Source organism: Opitutia bacterium (assembly GCA_016217545.1).
GTDB lineage: Bacteria > Verrucomicrobiota > Verrucomicrobiia > Opitutales > Opitutaceae > Didemnitutus.
This window is the reverse complement of record JACRHT010000012.1, coordinates 628,825-646,364: the sequence shown is the minus strand read 5'-3', so window position 1 is coordinate 646,364 and position 17,540 is coordinate 628,825. Positions and strand designations below refer to the sequence as shown.

Here is a 17,540-nt window from a genome sequence, read left to right as displayed (position 1 = left end):
GAATGACTTAGGGGACGGCGAGCGAGACGATGCTCCCCGCCGAGGATTTGGAATCAAGGCAAAGCGAACGACGACGCATCCCGTGCGCCCGCGCCGATGCTCCCCGCCGAGGATTTGGAATCAAGGCAAAGCGCGAATCCGAGAACGCCAAACGCCGCCATAGATGCTCCCCGCCGAGGATTTGGAATCAAGGCAAAGCACCCCGCGCGACATCAACCCGGACCGGACCGATGCTCCCCGCCGAGGATTTGGAATCAAGGCAAAGCACCACGATCGGCCGGTAGTGCTTTTCGTCGGATGCTCCCCGCCGAGGATTTGGAATCAAGGTCGCATTTTGCGACCTTAAACGTGGGTCCCAAAATTCATCTGCCTGCGTCAGCTCATCCCGGCAGCGCGCTCGAGGGCGCGGGGGAAGAGGAGGTTGTTTTCCTTGTGCACGTGGCGGTGCAGGTCGGACTCGAATTCCTCGAGGCCGCCGAGGAGCGCACGGTGCGTGTTGCAGGCTTCGGCATCGGGGCGGAAACCGTCGGTCAGCTCGCGCAGGCGCGCGATAGCGCGGCCGGCGGACTCGTGCTCGTCCTCCATCTGGCGGATCGGATTCGCGATGGAACCGCAGTGGAAGGCATCGGCGGCGCCACCATCGATCTGGCGGACGAAGGGGAAGAGGATGCGCTCCTCCTTGGCCATGTGGCTGAACATTTCCTCGGTGAGCGCGCTGACGGTGGCGGCGACTTCGGGCAGGCGGGCGTCGCGCCAGCCGTGTTTGCGCGCGACGCGCTCGGCCATCTCGAGGAGGCGCGGCAGCTCGGCTTTCACGTATTCGTGGTGGGTGTGCTCGATATGGTCGGCGAGCGCGGTGAGGGAGAGCGTGGCGGGGTTGACGTCGTCGGCGCCGGGCGTGACGGCAAGGGAGGCCTCGATCATCGCGAGGACGGTGGCGGGATCGAGTCCGCGGGCGGCGGCGAGTTCGGCGAGGGGTTTCTTGCCGCCGCAGCAGAAGTCGATCCCGAGCTTCTCGAACAAACGCGAGAGCGCGGGGCGCGCGGCGACCATGGCGCCGACGGTGGTTTCAACGGTGAAGACGGGGGACGTGGATTCGGTGTTCATTGCGCCGCCAACGTAGCGCAGCGGGCGCGCGGGCGCCTTGAGCTGCGTCAAGGGAGGCGCGCGGAAATGAAAGGGCGGTTGAGGGCAACCGCCCCTACCTCGGCTTCGGGCATGGTTCGACCCGCGCCCGGAGGTCGCGGGCTACCGGGCGGCGGAGGCGGCGGGCCCAGCGGTCCCGCCCTACCTGCATCAATTGGCGACGACGACCGGGAAACCCGCCGCGCGCAACGCGCGGTGCAGGGCGCGGACGTGCGCCTGATCGCGCGTCTCGACCGTGCAGACGGCGTTGACGGCGTGGACGTCGGGGCCGCTGAAGGCGCGGTCGTGCTCGATGTCCTTCACGCTGGCGCCGGATTCGGCGATGACGCTCGAGAGCGCGGCGAGGCCGCCGGGGCGGTCGCTGATCGTGACGGTGAAGCGCGTGATGCGGCCGTCGCTGACGAGGCCCTTTTCGATGACGCGGCTGAGGATGGCGGGGTCGATGTTGCCGCCGCAGGCGACGAGCACGACGTTCTTGCCGGCGAGTTCGGGCAGTTGACCGGACATCATGGCGGCGAGCGGCGTGGCGGCGGCGCCTTCGACGACGATTTTCTCCATCTCGATCATGCGGAGGATGCCGACGGAGATCTGTTCCTCGGTGACGCGCACGACGCGGTCGACGTGCTGGCGCAGAATGGAAAACGAGTTCGCGCCGACGGTGAGCGTGGCGAGGCCGTCCGCGAGCGTGGCGCGGCGCGGCACGACGACGGGTTTGCGGGCCTTCAGCGCGGCGGTGAGGTTGCCGGTGGCGACACTTTCGACGCCGATGACCTTCACCTTCGGACGCACGGATTTGATCGCGAGGGCGACGCCGGCGAGCAGGCCGCCGCCGCCGACCGGGCACACGACGGCGTCGGCGTCGCGGACCTGTTCGAGGACTTCGAGGCCGAGCGTGCCCTGGCCGGCGATGATTTCCGGCGCATCGAAGCCGTGGATGTAGGTGAGTCCCTCGTCGCGGACGAGTGTGTCGGCCTTGGCGCGGGCGGCGGCGAAGTCGACGCCGTGCACGAGGACGTGCGCACCGAGTCGCTTGCAGGTGCTGATTTTGATCAGCGGTGCGTAGTCGGGCATCACGACGGTCACCGGGATGCCGAGGAGCTTGCCGTGGTAGGCGAGCGCGGCGGCGTGGTTGCCGGCGGAGGCGGCGATGACGCCGCGTTTGCGCTGTTCGCGTGTGAGCTGCAGCAGGGCGTTGCGGGCGCCGCGCTCCTTGAACGAGCCGGTGCGCTGGAGGTTGTCCAGTTTGCAGTAGATGTGCGCGCCGGTGATCTCGGAGAGAGGGATCGATTCGGGGCAGGGCGTGACGACGACGCCTCCGCGGATGCGGCGGCGGGCCGCGCGGATGTCGGCGAGGGAAACGGGAAGCATGGGGGAAGAGACGCTGCGTGGCGCGCGGGGCGCGGTGGCAGGCGGCGGGTTTTTGCGGCGGACGGTAGCGCGCGCTTCCCGGCGCGCAATCCCGATGGCGTTAGTCCTTGCGATCCAAGCGGCGCTTCTGGCGCTCTTCGCGCGCCTTCATGGCGGCGGCGCGTTCCTCGTCGTTGAGGACGCCGTCGTGGTCTTTGTCGAACTTCGCCATGACAGCCTCGCGGTTGGCTTGGAATTCCTCGCGGGCTTTCTCGGCTTCGGCGCGCTCGGCGTCGTTGAGTTTGCCGTCACCGTCTTTGTCGAAGAGCTTCAGCGTTTTCTTGTAGTGCTCTTTCTGTCCGCCGGCCATGCCGCGCATGTAAGCGCGGGCGGCGAGCTTCTCCTCGTCGTCGATGCGGCCGTCGCGGTTTTTGTCGAATTTTTCGAGAAGTTCACGCTGGCGCGGGTTGAGTTCGGGGCGCGCCGGCGCCGAGTGGGCGGGGGCGGGATCGGCCGCGGGGGCGAGGACCGGGATTAACGTTGCTGCGAACAGGGAGAGGGCTAGAGACCTTGGCGCCATAGCGGTGTTGGGTGGATTGCCGACTTCAGGCAAGACGGCCAGCCTGCGCGGCGGTTACTGCGTCTTTCACGCCATGTTCCAAGTCACTTTCTCCGATCAAAGCATGCGCGAGCTCAACCGGCTCGACAAACTCGCCCAGCTGGAGGCCATCGAGCCGATCAGCAAGGTGAAGCCGTCCGATCTGGCTCACCCGCGCGAGCCGTTGGGCAGGTTTAACCGCGGCGGGGTCGATTTCTACCGGCTGCGGGCGGGGGAGTTTCGGTTCTATTTCACGGTCGAGGGCGACAAGCTCCACACGCACTACATCCTGCACAAGGCGTCGCTGGAAGACGCGTTGTTCCGGTTGAAGCTGCCGGTGTCCGAGAAGCAGTTGTTCGAGCAGGACTCGAAGTTCTGGAAGTATCTCGAGAGCCTGACCTCCGCGAAAAAGTAACCGCCCGCCGCGCCCATGCCCGATCTCGACGATCGCGAGAACCCCTACAACGTCACCCAGGCGAGCCGCATCTATTTCCTGCCGAACCTGATGACGGCCGGAAACCTGTTGTGCGGCTTCGTGGCGGTCATCCGGTGCATCCAGGCCCGCCTCATCACGGACGCGGGCGAATACGCCGCGATGCACGCCGGGCAAAACGCCCTCGAACTCTACACCCAGGCGGTGTGGCTGATCCTCGCCGCGGTCGTGTTCGACTCGCTCGATGGCCGGCTGGCGCGCATGGGCGGACGCACGTCGCTCTTTGGCGCGGAATTCGACTCGCTGGCGGACGTCGTGTCGTTCGGCGTGGCACCGGCGCTGATGGTGTTCTTCCTGATCCTCGCGCCGCGGAGCGAATACCAGTGGTTCCGCGAGCTTGGGTGGTTCATCGCGTTCATCTACCTGTTGTGCGGTGCCGTGCGGCTGGCGCGCTTCAACGTCATCACGAATCCCCTGCTCCACCGCGCGGAAACGGAGTCGAACAAGGATTTCGTCGGCCTCCCCATCCCCGCGGCGGCCGGCACGGTGGCGTCGCTGGTGCTGCTGCTGGTCAATTTCGCCAAGAACGACCGCGAGCTCCGCGAAATCACGATCGCGCTGCCCCTGCTCCTCATCCTCGTGGCGTTCCTCATGGTCAGCACGGTGCGCTACCCGAGCTTCAAGCAGGTTAATTGGGAGACGAAGACGCGTTTCCAGACGTTCGTGCTGCTCGTGGTGATCGGGGCGCTCGTCATCAAGCTCCGCGAGGTGGCGTTCTTCTTCGTTTTCCTCGGCTACATCGGCTACGGACTCTTCGCCCACTACCAGCGCGCCGCGCGGCACACGCGCATGCGAGTTCTTCGCAAGCGCGTTGTGAAGATGCGCGGGGAAAACCCCGAATAACTTTTTCGTGTGAACAACTGCGGACTTATTCGCGCGTTCCCCTCAGTTGTTCGCAGTTGTCCGACCGCCGGTTTTTCCCTCGGAAAACGCCGGAGTTGCTGCGATATTCTTGGACCATAATAATACGGATACTTCCTTATTGAATCCCTCTCTATCTATCCATTCTGTGGGAAAACCCTAACACCCTGCTCGCCCGATGAAATTTAAGATCAATCGCGACCACTTCAGCAACGGCCTGGCTCAGGTCCTCAACGTCGTGGGATCGAAGGCGGCCATGCCCATCCTGAGCAACGTGCTCATCGAAGCAGAGAAGGATCAAATCTCGCTCTCCACCACCAATCTCGACCTCGGCATCCGCTGCAAAATCAAGGCCGAGGTGAAGGAAGGCGGCAGCGTCACGCTTCCCGTGAAGCGCCTCGCCACCATCGTCCGCGAGCTGCCCAACGTCGACGTCACGGTCGACGCCTCCGCCAATCACCAGGTCAAGATCGCGTCCGGCGGCTCCAATTTCAAAATCATGGGCATCGGCGCCGAGGAGTTCCCGAAGCTGCCCGACACCGGCGACGACAAGACCTTCTCCCTCGAGCAAAGCGAGCTCGCCGGCATGCTCGGCAACGTCGCCTACGCCCAGTCGACCGACGAGACGCGCTACATCCTCAACGGCGTCTACTTCAACTTCAAGGACGCCAAGCTCTCGCTCGTCGCCACCGACGGCCGCCGCCTCGCGCTCGTCGCGAAGGAAATGCCAGTGCCCGCCAACAGCGCCGGCGCGATCATCCTGCCCGCCAAGACCGTTTCCGAGCTGCTCCGCCTGCTCGGCAAGGGCGACCAGCTGAAGATCGCCTTCAACGACCGCCGCGCCGCGTTCCAGATCGACACGAACAAGGACACCTCCGGCCTCACCGACGCGATCTACCTGTTCTCGAAAGTCGTCGAGGGCAACTACCCGAATTACCAGCAGGTCATCCCGAAGGAGACGCACCAGCGCATCGCGCTCGAGCGCGAGCTGTTCCTCCAATGCGTGCACCGCGCCGCACTCGTCACCTCCGAGAAGTCGAACTCGGTGAAGATCAAACTCTCCGCGAACCTCCTCGAAATCACCGCGTCGTCGCCGGACTTCGGCGAGTCGCACGAATCGATGGCGATCGCCTACAGCGGCCCGGACCTCCAGGTCGCTTTCAACCCGCAATTCATCATGGATCCGCTCCGCGCCCTCACGAAGGACCAGGTGTTCTTCGAGCTGAAGGACGAGGTGAGCCCCGGCGTGTTCAAGACGCTGGAGAGCTTCGTGTGCGTGATCATGCCGGTGCGGCTGAGCTGACGCGGCGAGCCCGCGCGCTTGTCGCCGTGGGCCCGTGTCCTCCTTGAGGCGCCATGACGGAGATGCTGACGCTTTTCCTCGCGCCAGCCGCCGCGCTGCTGCTGTTGCTGTTCTACATCAACCTGCGCGTCGCGTCGCCGCTGCTCGCGATCCCGATCCGCTGGCTCCGCTGGGTGCTGTTCGCGCTTTTCATCGGCGAGACGAACGCTCGCTTCGAATGGATCGACCGACCGCTTTGGGTCGTGGCGCTCGGTGCGTTCCTCGGCTGGTTTCTCGTCGAGTCCGGTTTCAACTGGCTGCGCGTCTCTGCAATCAGCCTGAGCCCGCTGCCGCTGTTCCCGCGCTTCACGGCCAACACGAGCGGTGACGAGTGGCCGGTGCAGGAGCGCTTGCTCCGCGTGCGCGATTGGCTGCGCAACAACCGCTTCACGCCCGTGCAGGCGCTGAAGGCCGAGGTCGGTGGCGGCATCTGGCTGCGCGTATCGATTTATCAGAGCGCGGACCACAAGATGCGCCTGCAGGTCGCGTTCCTGCCGCAGGACAGCGGAGCGATCACCGTGTGCTACAGCCTCTCGACCGAGACGCAGGGCGGGCGCCGCTACGTGACGGATAATTTCTTCCTGCCTTTCGGCGGCTTCTATCCAGAGAACTGGTATGTCGATCGCAGTCCGTGGCGTCGCTCGCTGCCGAAACTCGTCGCGCACCACATGAAGCGCCTCGCCCGCGCCGGCGAGACACCGGTGGCGTGGGACATCGAACCGCTCGACGATCTCAACCGCCAGCAGCTCGCCATGGAACAGGTGAACACCGAACTCGGTTTCCTGCTCCCGCACGCCGAGCGCGAGGAACACGGCAAAATCACGCCCGAGGGTCGCTTCCGTATCTGGAAAGAGGCCTGGCAGCTCGACTACCTTGGCCTCGCCGGCCGCTACTGAGCGGCCATCGGCGATTGGTAGGGCGCGGACTCCGCGCCGCGCCGCCGCGGCGAGCGTGATAATCGCGACGGCGAAGGGCCTCGCCGCCCAGCCCTACCGCGGCACGAGTTCGTCGAGGTAGCCTTCGTCCCACGCGATGGTGGTGAAGGAGCTGTCCGCGCGTGGATCCACGACGCCCTGAAAATACGCTTTGCGCGCCCACGCGAGGCCGCGCGCGCCCGGCTGGCCCGGCTTGCCGATTTGCGGTGCGAGCGCGTTCCACGCGGCGATTTTTTCCGCCGTGAAACCGCCGCGCTCCGTCAGCCAAGCGAGGACCGCCGCGTCGTCCGCCGCCCGCGCCACGGCGGCGATGATCTCCTCTTTCGCGATTTCGAAATGCGCCAGGAAAATCCCGTCCACCGCGAGCGGATTGCAGAACGGCAGTTGGAAATCCGCCGGCAACTCGCTCGCGAGATGCAGCCGGCATTTGTCGATGAAGCGAGGCAACCACATGCAGCCACCGAGCGTGGCTTGCGGACGGCGAAGCGGAGGTAGGGACATGACGCCGCGCACCCTAACCGAAGTCGCGCGCGGCCGCCGCCCCGTTCCGCGCAAACGCGCGCCGCAAACGCTCAATCCCGCGGCGCACGCACCACGGGCTTCCCAGCTCCGCGAAATCCGGGCACAACCGCGACGTGATCTCTCCCGCCCGTCGTCGTCCCGCGCCCGCCGGCGCCGCGCGTCCGCCCCGGCTGTCCGCCGAGGAGCAACGGCGTGTCCTCCACGTCCGCCCCGGCCTCGGCATCGCGCTGCAAGTGGTGCAGGAGTGCGGTTGCCCGCTGTGGCGCGTGTTCGTGGAGTTCCCCACGCTCGTGCTCATCCGCGCCGGCGGCAAACTCCTGCGGCTCGACGGACGCGAGATCGTCGCCCGCGAGGGCGAGATGGTGTTGCTCGACGGCGGCTGCGAGATCGGCGTCCTGAATTCGCTGCCCGCGAGCGGGCCCTTCGTCGGGCAAAGCCTCTCGATCGATTCCGCGTTGTGCGCCGAGCTCGAACAGCCCGCCGAGCGCCTCACGCCGGTCGGAGGAGCGCGCGTGCTCGCGCAGCCGCCGGCATTCCTCCGCGAAGCCTTCGCGCGCGCCCATGCGTCGTGCAACGAGGCCTCCGCCGTGCCCGCGCGCCTGCTGCGCCACCAACTCGGCGAGGTGCTGCTCGGGCTGGCGGAGTGCGGGTTGCGGTTCGACCTGAGTAAATTGAGCCGCGTCTCCACGCGCGTGCGCCGCCTCGTGGGTTCCGACGCCGCCCGGCGCTGGCGGGCGGGCGAGGTGGCGCGACAGCTCGGCATGAGCGAGGCCACGCTGCGCCGCCGCCTCGAGCGGGAGCGCACGAATTTCCGCCGTCTGTTGCAGGAAGTCCGCATGGGGCGCGCGCTCGTGCTCCTGCAATCGAGCGAGCTGCCGGTCGTGCAGGTGGCGCTCGAGGTGGGCTACGACAGCGTCTCGCAATTCGCCGCGTGTTTCCGCCGCCACTTCCGGCAAAGTCCGAGCGAGCTGCGCGCGGGCGGGCCGGATTGAGCGCGGCGGGGCGCGTTTTGAGCGAAGCCGGCGCGCGCGATCCGGCGGGATGCGCTACGTTGCGCGCCGCCATGAAATGTCCCCTGCCCTCCCTCGCCGGCCTCGCGGGTCGCGCGCTCGTCGCGACGATCACGATCGGCTTCATCGCCTTCTCCTTCGCGGCGAAGGATCTCACGCCCAGCGCCGGCGCGAGCGACAGCTTTCGGTTGCTCAGCGCCGATCTGAAAGACGGCGGCGCGCTCCCGGAGGCGCAGGTGCTCGACGGCTTCGGTCGGCACGGCGGCAATCTCTCGCCGGAGCTGCATTGGGAAAACGCGCCCGCCGGCGCGAAGAGTTTCGTCGTGACGCTCTACGATCCCGATGCGCCGACCGGCTCGGGTTGGTGGCACTGGGTCGTGATTGATCTGCCGGAGAAGGTGCGCGCGTTGCCGCGCGGGCTCGGTCGCGCCGGTGGCGTGCTGCCCGCGGGCGCGCGGGAGATGCGCACGGATTTCGGCCGGCCGGGCTATGGCGGCGCCGCGCCGCCGGCGGGCGAGAGGCACCGCTACATCTTCACGGTGCACGCCCTCGACGTGGCGCGCTTGGATCTGCCCGATGACGCGAGCGCGGCGATGGTGGGTTTTTTCGTGCACACGCACTCGCTCGGCCGCGCGACGCTGACGGCGCACTACGAACCCTGAGCCGCGCGGCGCGGAAGAAAAATTCCCATGATCCACGTCACCCGCGCTGCAGAGGCGCTGAAAAGAAAATCGTTCGACGTCGCGTTCGACCTGCTCGCGAGCGGGCCGCAATCCATGATGGCCCTGATGCACTACCGCGTCGGCAACCAGGTCCCGTTCCATTCGCACCCCAACGAGCAGATCGGCTACCTCCTCTTCGGTCGCACGCGCGTGCGGACGCGCGACGACGCACGCGAACTCGGACCGGGCGACAGCTACGCGATCCCGGCTGGAGTCGAGCACAGCATCGAAATCCTCGAGGACGCGGACGAGTTGCAGGTTTTCACGCCGCCGCGGCCGGAGTTTCGGTAGTCGGCGCGCGGGGCGTCGGTGGTGCTTTGCCAAAGCCTGGTGAAACTCCCCGGCGCCCTAAAATCCGCTCGTCTCGCCGGCCGTTCGCGCTAGCGGTGGGAACATGCTCCTCCCGCTTGCCGCCTCCGCTCTCGAGACCGCGCAAAAGATCCCGCCCGCCACTTGGCTGAAGCTCGGCATCGGCGTCGCGGCGTTCGTGATCGCGATCATCATCCTGCGCAAGGTGGCGCAGATGAACAAGGTGGTCCTCGGCGTCATCGTCTTCGTGGTGGTGAGCATCGTGTTCTTCTCGTGGGTCTATAACCGCAACGAGCCGAAGTGGCTGACGCCGGTCGTGGACAAGATCGCGCCGTTCTTCCCGAGCGCGGGCTCCTACTCCAACAAGCAGCACAAGGCGCCCTGAGAAGGCGGCGCGGGCCGCGGTGCGCCACGGGGTCGTTCGCCGGTGAACTTCCGGGTGCCCGCGCGTAATAAAGCAACGGGTTGACCGGCTTTTGATTTGGTCTTGGCCGGGGGCTGGACTACCTTGTCCGACTCCTTCCCCTTATGGCCAAGACGCATTCTGACATCGGACTCATCGGCCTCGCCGTCATGGGTCAGAACCTCGCGCTCAACATCGCCGACCACGGCTTCCAGATCTCGGTCTACAACCGCACCGTCGAGAAGACCGACAAGTTCGTCACCGATAACCCGAACACGCCCGGCGGCCTCGTCGCCACGAAGACGCTGCAGGAATTCGCCGCGTCGCTCGCGAAGCCCCGCAAGGCCATCATCCTCGTCCAGGCCGGCAAGGCCACCGACGCCGTCATCGACGGCCTCACCGCGGTCTTCGAGCCGGGCGACATCATCATCGACGGTGGCAACGCGCTCTGGACTGACACGATCCGTCGCGAAAAGGCGCTCAAGGAAAAAGGCTTCCGCTTCATCGGCTCCGGCGTCTCCGGCGGCGAAGAAGGCGCGCGCTTCGGCCCGTCGCTCATGCCCGGCGGCGATCCGGCGGCCTTCGCCGAGTTGAAGCCCATCTGGGAAGCCGTCGCCGCCAAGGTGGACGCGAAGACCGGCAAGCCCATCCCCGGCGCCAAGCCCGGCCAGCCCGTCAAGGGCGGCGTGCCCTGCACGACCTACATCGGCGAGAACGGCGCGGGCCACTACGTGAAGATGGTCCACAACGGCATCGAGTATGGCGACATGCAGATGATCTGTGAGGCCTACGCGCTGATGTCCGGCCTCCTCGGCCTCAAAGCCGCCGAACAGTCCGCGATCTTCGCCGAATGGAACAAGGGCGCGCTCGACAGCTTCCTCATCGAGATCACCGCCGACATCCTCCAGCAGAAGGACCCTAAGACCAAAAAGAAGGCCTTCGTCGACGTCGTCCTCGACACCGCCGGCCAAAAAGGCACCGGCAAATGGACCTCGGTCAACGCGCTCGACATGGGCGTCGCCGCCCCGACGATCGCCGAGTCCGTCTTCGCCCGCTGCATCTCCGCCATCAAGGAGGAGCGCGTCGCCGCTTCGAAGATTCTCAAAGGCCCGGCGAAGAAACAGTATCGCGGTTCGAAGAAGGCGCTCATCCAAGCGATCCACGACGCCCTCTACTGCTCGAAGATTTGCTCCTACGCGCAGGGCTTCCAGCTCATGCGCACCGCGCAGAAGGAATACAACTGGAAGCTCAACTTCGGCGAGATCGCCCAGATCTGGCGAGGCGGCTGCATCATTCGCGCGGCGTTCCTCCAAAAAATCACCGAGGCCTACGCGCGCAACCCGGACCTCGCGAACCTGCTCCTCGACCCGTATTTCAACAAGACCGTGAAGGCCGCGCAGGAAAACTGGCGCAAAGTCGTCTCGCTCGCCGCCGAATACGGCGTCGCCGCGCCGACGTTCTCGTCCGCCCTCGCCTACTATGACAGCTACCGCTCGGCCCGCCTCCCGGCGAACCTGCTCCAGGCGCAGCGCGACTACTTCGGCGCGCACACCTACGAGCGCGTGGACCAGCCGCGCGGCAAGTTCTTCCATGTGGACTGGCCGGAAGCGACCAGACCGCAGCTGGAAGCATGAGCTCGGCTCGACTGTAGGAGCCTGCCCGCAGGCGATCTCATTTCCCCTCAGCGCGGCCCGCAACGGTCGCGCTTTTTGTTGGCCCAGATCGCATTTTGGTGGGTTGTCGAAGCGACCGTCGCGAGCGGCGGTCGTTGCTTCAATCCGTGCGATACCGCACGGCGGAAGCGAGAGGTTTTAGTTCCGAACGGTGCCAGCTCGCGAGTTGGTTGAGCAACCGCAGCGTTTCGTTCGTATCCAAGTGCAAGGCTGAGGGCCTGAGATTCAAGTCCCCCAGTCCCGCAGTGCGAGAAGCTGTCACCAGCAACCGAACCAACGAACCACCGCGTGCGCAATAATCGTCGGGGCGAAGCAACGTGAGGCAAAGGTAGTCGCCCTCTTTGCGGCTGACGACAAACGCACGATCAATTTCTTCCCAACGAATGAATGTGCTGCCCCACTCGGCGGCGGCGATACCGTCGGCGGATATCTCGAGGGCGGGTTTCCGTTGAAAAATGTGTCCCACACCGCCTGAGACGATCATCCAAAGCACGAATACCGCACCAAACCGCAAAGGGTCCGAGTAGATGTTGGGGAGTCTCACCAAATAAACGGCACCGGCGGTCGCCGCAACGACCACGGCCGCCGCTGGCCAGATCGGCTTTCGAACGATCAAAGGCAGTTCCGCTGGGTCCATGTCGCCGGGAATAGCCTCTCGGTTTGCCCGCGACAAGAGCAACACAGGCCACGCGAAACCTAGGGAAAAAAGCCATCTTGTGGCGAGCCGGTCCGAGCCGTCCAGACATACCACTTCGCATCTGCTGCTTCATTGGATTGGCCGCGCTAGATTGAACAAAGTATCTGGTCAGAATCGCGCCGTTGGCTCACGCAAGTAGCCAGAATAAAACGCGATACCATCCGCCAATTGGACAAAATATCTGGACAATATTTGGTCAAAACACGGGCGGGAACTGTCTGTTTCCTCTCCGCCTCGCGCCGACCAACGACATGCTGCCGATGGACTGCGCGCGCGCTTCGGTTGAGCGCCGGCGCGCGACGTTTACCGCGCCGGCTTGGCGGCGGCGGATTTCAGGCGCGCCACGACGCGGATCTCCACGATGCCGCCGTCGGGGAAAAGCGAGGCCGCGCCGATGCCGGTCCACGCGGGATACGGGGCGGACACGAACTCATCCTTCACGCGGCGAAACGCGTTGATGTGATCCCATTTGCTGCCCTTGAAATGCGGCGAGTCGAACACATGGAACGACGTCATCTCCACGATGCAGTCCGTCCCGCTGCCGGCCGCCTCGAGATGCATCTGGATGTCGCGCCACGCGCGGCGGAACAGATTCTCCAGTTTAGGGAGATCGAGCACGCCCATCTCGTCCGGGCGCTCGCCCGCGACCGCCGCCACGCCGGCCGCGTAAACCATGTCGCCTTCGACGCGCACCGGCGCGAAATGCCACTCGTCGTAGTAAACCCGGTGCAGCTCCGGGTTGGGAGAAACGACCTTGCCGTGCGGCGTGGCGATTTCCACGGGCGCGCCGTTGGCGCGGAGCAGAAGCATGGACAAGAGGCCAAGCGAGAGGAGCGAGGATCGGAGGAGCGAATTTTTCATCGGGAGGATCGTTGGATGTGGCGAAAGCCGGTTCGGCGATTCACGCGCCGGTCCGACCGCCAAATGAACGCGATTCCCCGTCCTGCGAGGCCAGACGCCTGCGACCAAGTGAGCGGAAACGTGACGAGTGGCGGCGTGCCTGGGTTCTGCACGGATTCACTCCGGTTCGGGCCAGACGCCTTCGGATGCCCGCCTGGTTCGCGCGAGGCGGGCGCTCCGCGTCGTTTCGCGGCGGCAGTGTGGGGCGCGAAATAGTAGCGGCAGCGTTTGACGACGCGGGGGCGGCGGTGACACTCAGCGCGCACCGATCCCCACCCCGCACACGCATGTCCACTCCGTCCGACTCGCCCTCCGATCCGCAAAAACAGAATCCTCTCCCGCCAGCGGGGCCGAGCGCGGGCGCCGTCGTAAATTTCGCCGTGTCCGTGGCTGGACGCCGCATGGCGGACGAGAGGCGCCTGAGTTCGATTTTGGTCGAGTCGGCGCTCGGAGCGGCGCCGAAAGCGCGGCTCGTTTTCGCGGAGGAGAATCCCAGCGCGAGCGTGGGCGACGAGATCGAAGTCAGCGCCGGCTACGATGGCGCGCTCCAGCCGATTTTCTCCGGGCGCGTTCACGCGCTCGAATTTCAATTCCAGCAAGCGACGGGCGCCACGTGCGGCTTTTCGTGTGTCGGCGCGCCGCTCCCGGTCGCGTCCGCTGGCGAGCCGGTGCTCACGTTGACCTATGGCCAGGACCTCGAAGCGGTCGAGCTCGCCAACACCACCGGCGCGTCGCTCGCCACGACAGGCACGCTGAAATTTCGCGGCTGCGCCGGCGTGCTGCCGGGCGACCGCGTCGTGCTCGCCGGATTGGCGGCGGCATTTTGCGGAGTCGTGCCGGTGCGGCGGGTCGAGCATCTGATCGCCGAGGGAAATTGGCTCACCACGCTCGAACTCGGCACAGCGGCAGTCGCGGTGGGTTTGACCGACGAGCACGGCAACAGCGTCCGGCTCGACGCGCAGGGCATTTCGCTCCACAGCGCCGGAGTGATCGCGGTCAACGGGCTCTCGGTGAATCTCGCCGCGCAGACCGCCTTGGTGGCGCGCGGGAGCGCGAGCGCGGAGCTTTCGGCGTCGGGTGAGACGGTCGTGCGCGGCGCGATGGTGCGGATCAACTGAGCCGCGCGGCGCGCGGACTCAGCCGCCGATTTGCACGGTGAAGTCTCCGAGCATGATCTGTCCGCCGTGCGCGGTCTGATCGCCCATGCGCGCGGCCGGCATGCCAGCGATCATCACGTTGGAGGAGCCTTTGATGATCGAATCGGGCGGGCCGACGCAGACGAGCATGTCGCCTACTTTGGCAGCGGGCAGGCCGCCGATGAGAACGGTCGGCTCGCCGGGGCCGATGATCGGTCCGCCGACGTGCGGGATGGGGGCGGGGAACGCCGGAGTCTGCATCGGGCATTGATGGAAATCCGTGAGGCGCGCGGCGGGAGGCATGGGACGAGGGTGCGAGGCGAGCGCTTCCGGTCAATGGCGCAGCTCCCGCCTTGACGCGCGCATTTCGCGCTAGCGTTTGACGATCGCCGGGAGTGCGGAACACTCGCGGTTGCGTTGTCCTCCGCTTCCGCATGCCCGTCCCATCCTCCCCTGTTTCCGCTGCGATCGCCTCCGCTCCGTTCGGTCACTTGCCCGACGGCCGCGCGGCCACGCTCCACACGCTGACCAACACGCGCGGTGCACGCGCTGATATCACCGACTACGGCGCGATCGTCGTGCGGCTTTTCGTGCCCGACCGAGCGGGGAAGCTCGACGACATCGTGCTCGGCTACAACCGCGTCGAGGATTACGTCCGCGCCACACCCTACTTCGGCGCGATCGTTGGCCGCTTCGGCAACCGCATCGCCAACGGCCTCTTCACGCTCGACGGCAAAGTCCATCCGCTCGCGACGAACAACCTGCCCAACGGCAAGCCCTGCCACCTCCACGGCGGCGATGCCGGCTTCGACAAGGTGCTCTGGACCGCCGTGCCCGAGGTGCTCGATGGCGCGCCGACGCTCACTTGCCGCTATTTCAGCCGCGACGGCGAGGAAGGTTATCCGGGCAACCTCGATGTCACCGTCGTCTACACGCTGACAAACGACAATCGCCTCCGCGTCGACTACACCGCCACGACCGATCGAGCGACGCCGGTGAACCTCACGCAGCATTCCTATTTCAACCTGAAGGGCGAAGGTCGCGGCGACATCCTCGACCACGAACTCACGCTCAACGCCTCGCGCTACACGCCGGTCGACGCCGGGCTGATTCCGATCGGCGAACTCGCTTCCGTCGGCGGCACGCCGTTCGATTTCACGACGCCGCATCGCATCGGCGCGCGCGTGAACGCGCCGCACGACCAGCTGAAATTCGCCGGCGGCTACGATCACAACTTCGTCCTCGACGGTCCCGCGCGGCAGCTCGCGTTCGCCGCCCGCGTCTCCGAACCGACAACCGGTCGCGTGCTGGAAGTGCACACGGAGGAGCCGGGCCTCCAGTTTTACTGCGGCAATTTTCTCGACGGCACCAACGTGGGCAAAAGCGGCGTCGCCTACCCGCACCGCAGCGGGTTCTGCCTCGAGACGCAGCATTTCCCGGATTCGCCGAACCAGCCGGCGTTTCCGAACACGATTCTGCGCCCGGGTAAGACCTATCGCACCACGACCGTGTTCACCTTCACCGCGCAGTGAGCCGGAAGTGGCTCCTGACGCGGGTCACGCCGTGGCCGCCGGCTCCATCGCGGCGAACAGCTCGACGTCCGTGAATGGCTTTCGCAGCACGGCGTGCGCGCCGGCACCGGTGGCGATCGAGAGGCAGTTTTCCGAGTCGACGTAGCGGCCACCGCCCGAGATCGCCACGATGCGGGCGATTTTCTTCCCGCCGCGCCGGAGTCGGTTGAGCAGCTCGATCCCATCGCCGTCGGGCATGAGGATGTCCGTGATCAACACGTCGACCGCGACGGAATCGACGATGGTTTCGGCCTCACGTCCGGACCGCGCGGTGACGACGGAGTGGCCCTGCCGACGCAGCAATTCGGAGACGAACTCCAGGATGGGCACGGAGTCGTCCACGATCAGCACGGAGAGACGTTTCACGCCGCTCATTTTTCGATCGCCTGCGCTGTGGGAGCCTGGATCACAACCCCGCACTTACCGCCGGAAGTCACCTCTTTGGCAAGCAAGCGCGCTCCTCCACGAAAAATTAGGGAAATATCCGGTGAATCTCGGGATAATGACCCGAAGAAGAACGGCGGAAGAGGTGGGTCAGCCCCCAGATGAATCAGTGGGCGGGTGCAGCGGCACCGTGAGGTCGAAACGGGTCCCGTGCGCGCCGGTTTCGACCAGCGTCAATTCCGCACCGATCTGGCGGGCAAGGAGATGACTGATGGCGAGCCCGAGTCCGGTGCCGCCGGTTTTGGTTGTCTGGCCCGGCGCGAACAGCCGTGCGCGCACGTTGGCGGGCAGGCCGTGGCCGGTGTCGGCCACTTGCACGCGCCACGCGTCGCCTTCCACTCCGATCGACACCGCGACCGTCCCGCCGCGCGGGCTGGCTTCCATCGCGTTCTCGATGAGGTTGGAGGCGGCGAGCGCCAGCAAGTTGGCGCGATGGCTCGGCAGGACGCCGGAAGCCTCCGCGGCGGAGAACGCGAGGGCCACACCGCGCGTCGCGGCGTTGGCGCGATGACGCTCCTGCAGCAGCGCCGCGAACTCCGTCGCACTGACGTCATAGGAAACGTGCGCGTCGCGCTCGCCGAGCATCGCGACGGTGTCCTGGATCATGTGTTGCAGGCGCGAGGTGTAGTCGGCGGCGGTTTGCCAGTCGTCGCTGGTTTCATCGCGTCCGCGCGATGCCATCACCGCGCGCAGGCCCGCGACGGGCGCCTGCAAGCCGTGCAAGAGGTGCGATGTGATCTGGCCGAGCACCGAGGCCTTGGCGGCGAGCGAGAACTCGAGGTTGGTGCGCAGCAGGCGCTCGTTGCGCTCCGCGATTTCGCGCTGGGCGTGCGCGAGCCGCCAGTAGGACAGGCCGACCACGAGGCCGACGAGCGCGATGCCGATCGCGAGCGTGGTCCGGGTTTGGCTGGCGATGCGCCGCTCGATCGCGGCGAGGTCCTGCGCGAGCGCGCGGGCATCGAGCCAGCACTGCACGACGCCCGCCAGTTGCGTGTCGCCGGTGCGATGCAACGGAAGCAGCACTTCGAGCACCGGTGCGCTCTCGAGCGGCGTGTCGTCGGGTCCGAAGGTGGTGTGCAGCATGAACTCCGGGTGATAGCGGCTGATCGGCTCGAGTTTGGTGAGTTCGAGGTAGTCGGCGGGCGGCAGGTCGACGAACGGCAGCGAAGCCGGCACGGCCTGCACGAGCGTGCCGTCGGCATCGAACACCGCCATGGCGAGCATCCCGGGTTGATCGGCGCTTTGGAGCACGGAGCGAAGCGCATCGGCGGGCGAGCCCGCCGGGGCGCCCGTGCCGAAGCGCTGCAAAGTGATCGGGTGCAGCATCGCGCCGGCGCGTTCGATCAGTGTGCGCTGCATCTCCTCGCGGAGCTCCCGTCGTGCCGGCAGGAGCAGCGCCGCGAACACCGCCGTCAACGCGAGCACCGCCGC

At 66.3% G+C, this 17,540-nt stretch carries 20 protein-coding genes and 1 CRISPR repeat array (1 of these 21 running past the window's edge); of the genes, 11 read left to right on the top strand and 9 right to left on the bottom strand.

The genetic code is table 11. The features are described 5' to 3' along the window. A CRISPR array of direct repeats spans nucleotides 1-333; the repeat unit is 37 nt; unit sequence GATGCTCCCCGCCGAGGATTTGGAATCAAGGCAAAGC (it extends 373 nt beyond the left edge of the window). Nucleotides 334-375: 42 nt separating this feature from the next. The 3 genes from ric to HZA32_09620 form a co-directional block, all read right to left on the bottom strand. Next, complete coding sequence (gene ric / locus HZA32_09630; GenBank protein MBI5424341.1) at nucleotides 376-1,107, bottom strand: iron-sulfur cluster repair di-iron protein; 732 nt, start codon at nucleotides 1,105-1,107, stop codon at nucleotides 376-378. A 189-nt stretch (nucleotides 1,108-1,296) separates the two neighbouring features. Next, nucleotides 1,297-2,514: a threonine ammonia-lyase gene (locus HZA32_09625; GenBank protein MBI5424340.1), complete on the bottom strand. Its 1,218-nt coding sequence runs from the start codon at nucleotides 2,512-2,514 to the stop codon at nucleotides 1,297-1,299. A gap of 100 nt (nucleotides 2,515-2,614) precedes the next feature. Beyond that, complete coding sequence (locus tag HZA32_09620; GenBank protein ID MBI5424339.1) at nucleotides 2,615-3,073, bottom strand: hypothetical protein; 459 nt, start codon at nucleotides 3,071-3,073, stop codon at nucleotides 2,615-2,617. 73 nt (nucleotides 3,074-3,146) lie between these two features. On the opposite strand from HZA32_09620, the gene HZA32_09615 reads away from it, so the two are divergent. From HZA32_09615 to HZA32_09600, 4 genes are all read left to right on the top strand, one after another. After that, nucleotides 3,147-3,506 (top strand): cytotoxic translational repressor of toxin-antitoxin stability system, encoded by a 360-nt coding sequence (locus tag HZA32_09615; protein MBI5424338.1) that lies wholly within the window; start codon nucleotides 3,147-3,149, stop codon nucleotides 3,504-3,506. Nucleotides 3,507-3,521: 15 nt separating this feature from the next. Continuing rightward, on the top strand, nucleotides 3,522-4,427 hold the full coding sequence (pssA, locus tag HZA32_09610) for a CDP-diacylglycerol--serine O-phosphatidyltransferase (GenBank protein MBI5424337.1): 906 nt from the start codon (nucleotides 3,522-3,524) through the stop codon (nucleotides 4,425-4,427). A gap of 196 nt (nucleotides 4,428-4,623) precedes the next feature. Further along, nucleotides 4,624-5,748 (top strand): DNA polymerase III subunit beta, encoded by a 1,125-nt coding sequence (locus HZA32_09605; GenBank protein MBI5424336.1) that lies wholly within the window; start codon nucleotides 4,624-4,626, stop codon nucleotides 5,746-5,748. A gap of 53 nt (nucleotides 5,749-5,801) precedes the next feature. After that, nucleotides 5,802-6,683, top strand: coding sequence for a hypothetical protein (locus tag HZA32_09600; GenBank protein MBI5424335.1), 882 nt, complete (start codon nucleotides 5,802-5,804; stop codon nucleotides 6,681-6,683). A 93-nt stretch (nucleotides 6,684-6,776) separates the two neighbouring features. Here the strand turns inward: HZA32_09600 and HZA32_09595 are convergent, their stop codons facing one another. Further along, complete coding sequence (locus HZA32_09595) at nucleotides 6,777-7,223, bottom strand: DUF5069 domain-containing protein (protein MBI5424334.1); 447 nt, start codon at nucleotides 7,221-7,223, stop codon at nucleotides 6,777-6,779. A 134-nt stretch (nucleotides 7,224-7,357) separates the two neighbouring features. On the opposite strand from HZA32_09595, the gene HZA32_09590 reads away from it, so the two are divergent. From HZA32_09590 to gndA, 5 genes are all read left to right on the top strand, one after another. Next, nucleotides 7,358-8,236, top strand: a complete 879-nt coding sequence (locus HZA32_09590; GenBank protein MBI5424333.1) for a helix-turn-helix transcriptional regulator — start codon at nucleotides 7,358-7,360, stop codon at nucleotides 8,234-8,236. A 71-nt stretch (nucleotides 8,237-8,307) separates the two neighbouring features. Then, on the top strand, nucleotides 8,308-8,916 hold the full coding sequence (locus tag HZA32_09585; GenBank protein ID MBI5424332.1) for a kinase inhibitor: 609 nt from the start codon (nucleotides 8,308-8,310) through the stop codon (nucleotides 8,914-8,916). A 27-nt stretch (nucleotides 8,917-8,943) separates the two neighbouring features. Beyond that, nucleotides 8,944-9,267, top strand: a complete 324-nt coding sequence (locus tag HZA32_09580) for a cupin domain-containing protein (GenBank protein MBI5424331.1) — start codon at nucleotides 8,944-8,946, stop codon at nucleotides 9,265-9,267. A 103-nt stretch (nucleotides 9,268-9,370) separates the two neighbouring features. Further along, a complete protein-coding gene (locus HZA32_09575; protein MBI5424330.1) occupies nucleotides 9,371-9,670 on the top strand; it encodes a hypothetical protein in 300 nt (99 codons plus the stop codon). A 143-nt stretch (nucleotides 9,671-9,813) separates the two neighbouring features. Beyond that, nucleotides 9,814-11,322 carry an NADP-dependent phosphogluconate dehydrogenase gene (gene gndA, locus HZA32_09570; protein MBI5424329.1) on the top strand — a complete coding sequence of 503 codons (1,509 nt, stop codon included), beginning with the start codon at nucleotides 9,814-9,816 and terminating at the stop codon, nucleotides 11,320-11,322. A gap of 139 nt (nucleotides 11,323-11,461) precedes the next feature. On the opposite strand, the gene HZA32_09565 is transcribed toward gndA, so the two are convergent. Together HZA32_09565 and HZA32_09560 are read right to left on the bottom strand one after the other, a co-directional pair. Then, nucleotides 11,462-11,998, bottom strand: coding sequence for a hypothetical protein (locus HZA32_09565; protein MBI5424328.1), 537 nt, complete (start codon nucleotides 11,996-11,998; stop codon nucleotides 11,462-11,464). A 363-nt stretch (nucleotides 11,999-12,361) separates the two neighbouring features. Further along, the gene (locus HZA32_09560) at nucleotides 12,362-12,868 is read right to left on the bottom strand and encodes a RidA family protein (protein ID MBI5424327.1); all 507 of its coding nucleotides are present in this window, start codon (nucleotides 12,866-12,868) and stop codon (nucleotides 12,362-12,364) included. A 377-nt stretch (nucleotides 12,869-13,245) separates the two neighbouring features. Between HZA32_09560 and HZA32_09555 the strand changes: the two genes are divergently transcribed. Next, on the top strand, nucleotides 13,246-14,076 hold the full coding sequence (locus HZA32_09555) for a hypothetical protein (protein ID MBI5424326.1): 831 nt from the start codon (nucleotides 13,246-13,248) through the stop codon (nucleotides 14,074-14,076). An 18-nt stretch (nucleotides 14,077-14,094) separates the two neighbouring features. On the opposite strand, the gene HZA32_09550 is transcribed toward HZA32_09555, so the two are convergent. After that, nucleotides 14,095-14,397, bottom strand: a complete 303-nt coding sequence (locus HZA32_09550) for a PAAR domain-containing protein (GenBank protein ID MBI5424325.1) — start codon at nucleotides 14,395-14,397, stop codon at nucleotides 14,095-14,097. Between the two features lie 131 nt (nucleotides 14,398-14,528). Here HZA32_09550 and HZA32_09545 point away from each other — a divergent pair, with 131 nt between their 5' ends. Continuing rightward, nucleotides 14,529-15,626: a galactose mutarotase gene (locus HZA32_09545; GenBank protein MBI5424324.1), complete on the top strand. Its 1,098-nt coding sequence runs from the start codon at nucleotides 14,529-14,531 to the stop codon at nucleotides 15,624-15,626. 24 nt (nucleotides 15,627-15,650) lie between these two features. Here HZA32_09545 and HZA32_09540 read toward each other — a convergent pair whose 3' ends face one another. Both HZA32_09540 and HZA32_09535 read right to left on the bottom strand, forming a co-directional pair. Further along, complete coding sequence (locus HZA32_09540) at nucleotides 15,651-16,031, bottom strand: response regulator (protein MBI5424323.1); 381 nt, start codon at nucleotides 16,029-16,031, stop codon at nucleotides 15,651-15,653. Between the two features lie 168 nt (nucleotides 16,032-16,199). Next, nucleotides 16,200-17,534 carry a sensor histidine kinase gene (locus tag HZA32_09535; protein MBI5424322.1) on the bottom strand — a complete coding sequence of 445 codons (1,335 nt, stop codon included), beginning with the start codon at nucleotides 17,532-17,534 and terminating at the stop codon, nucleotides 16,200-16,202. Nucleotides 17,535-17,540 lie beyond the last annotated feature (6 nt).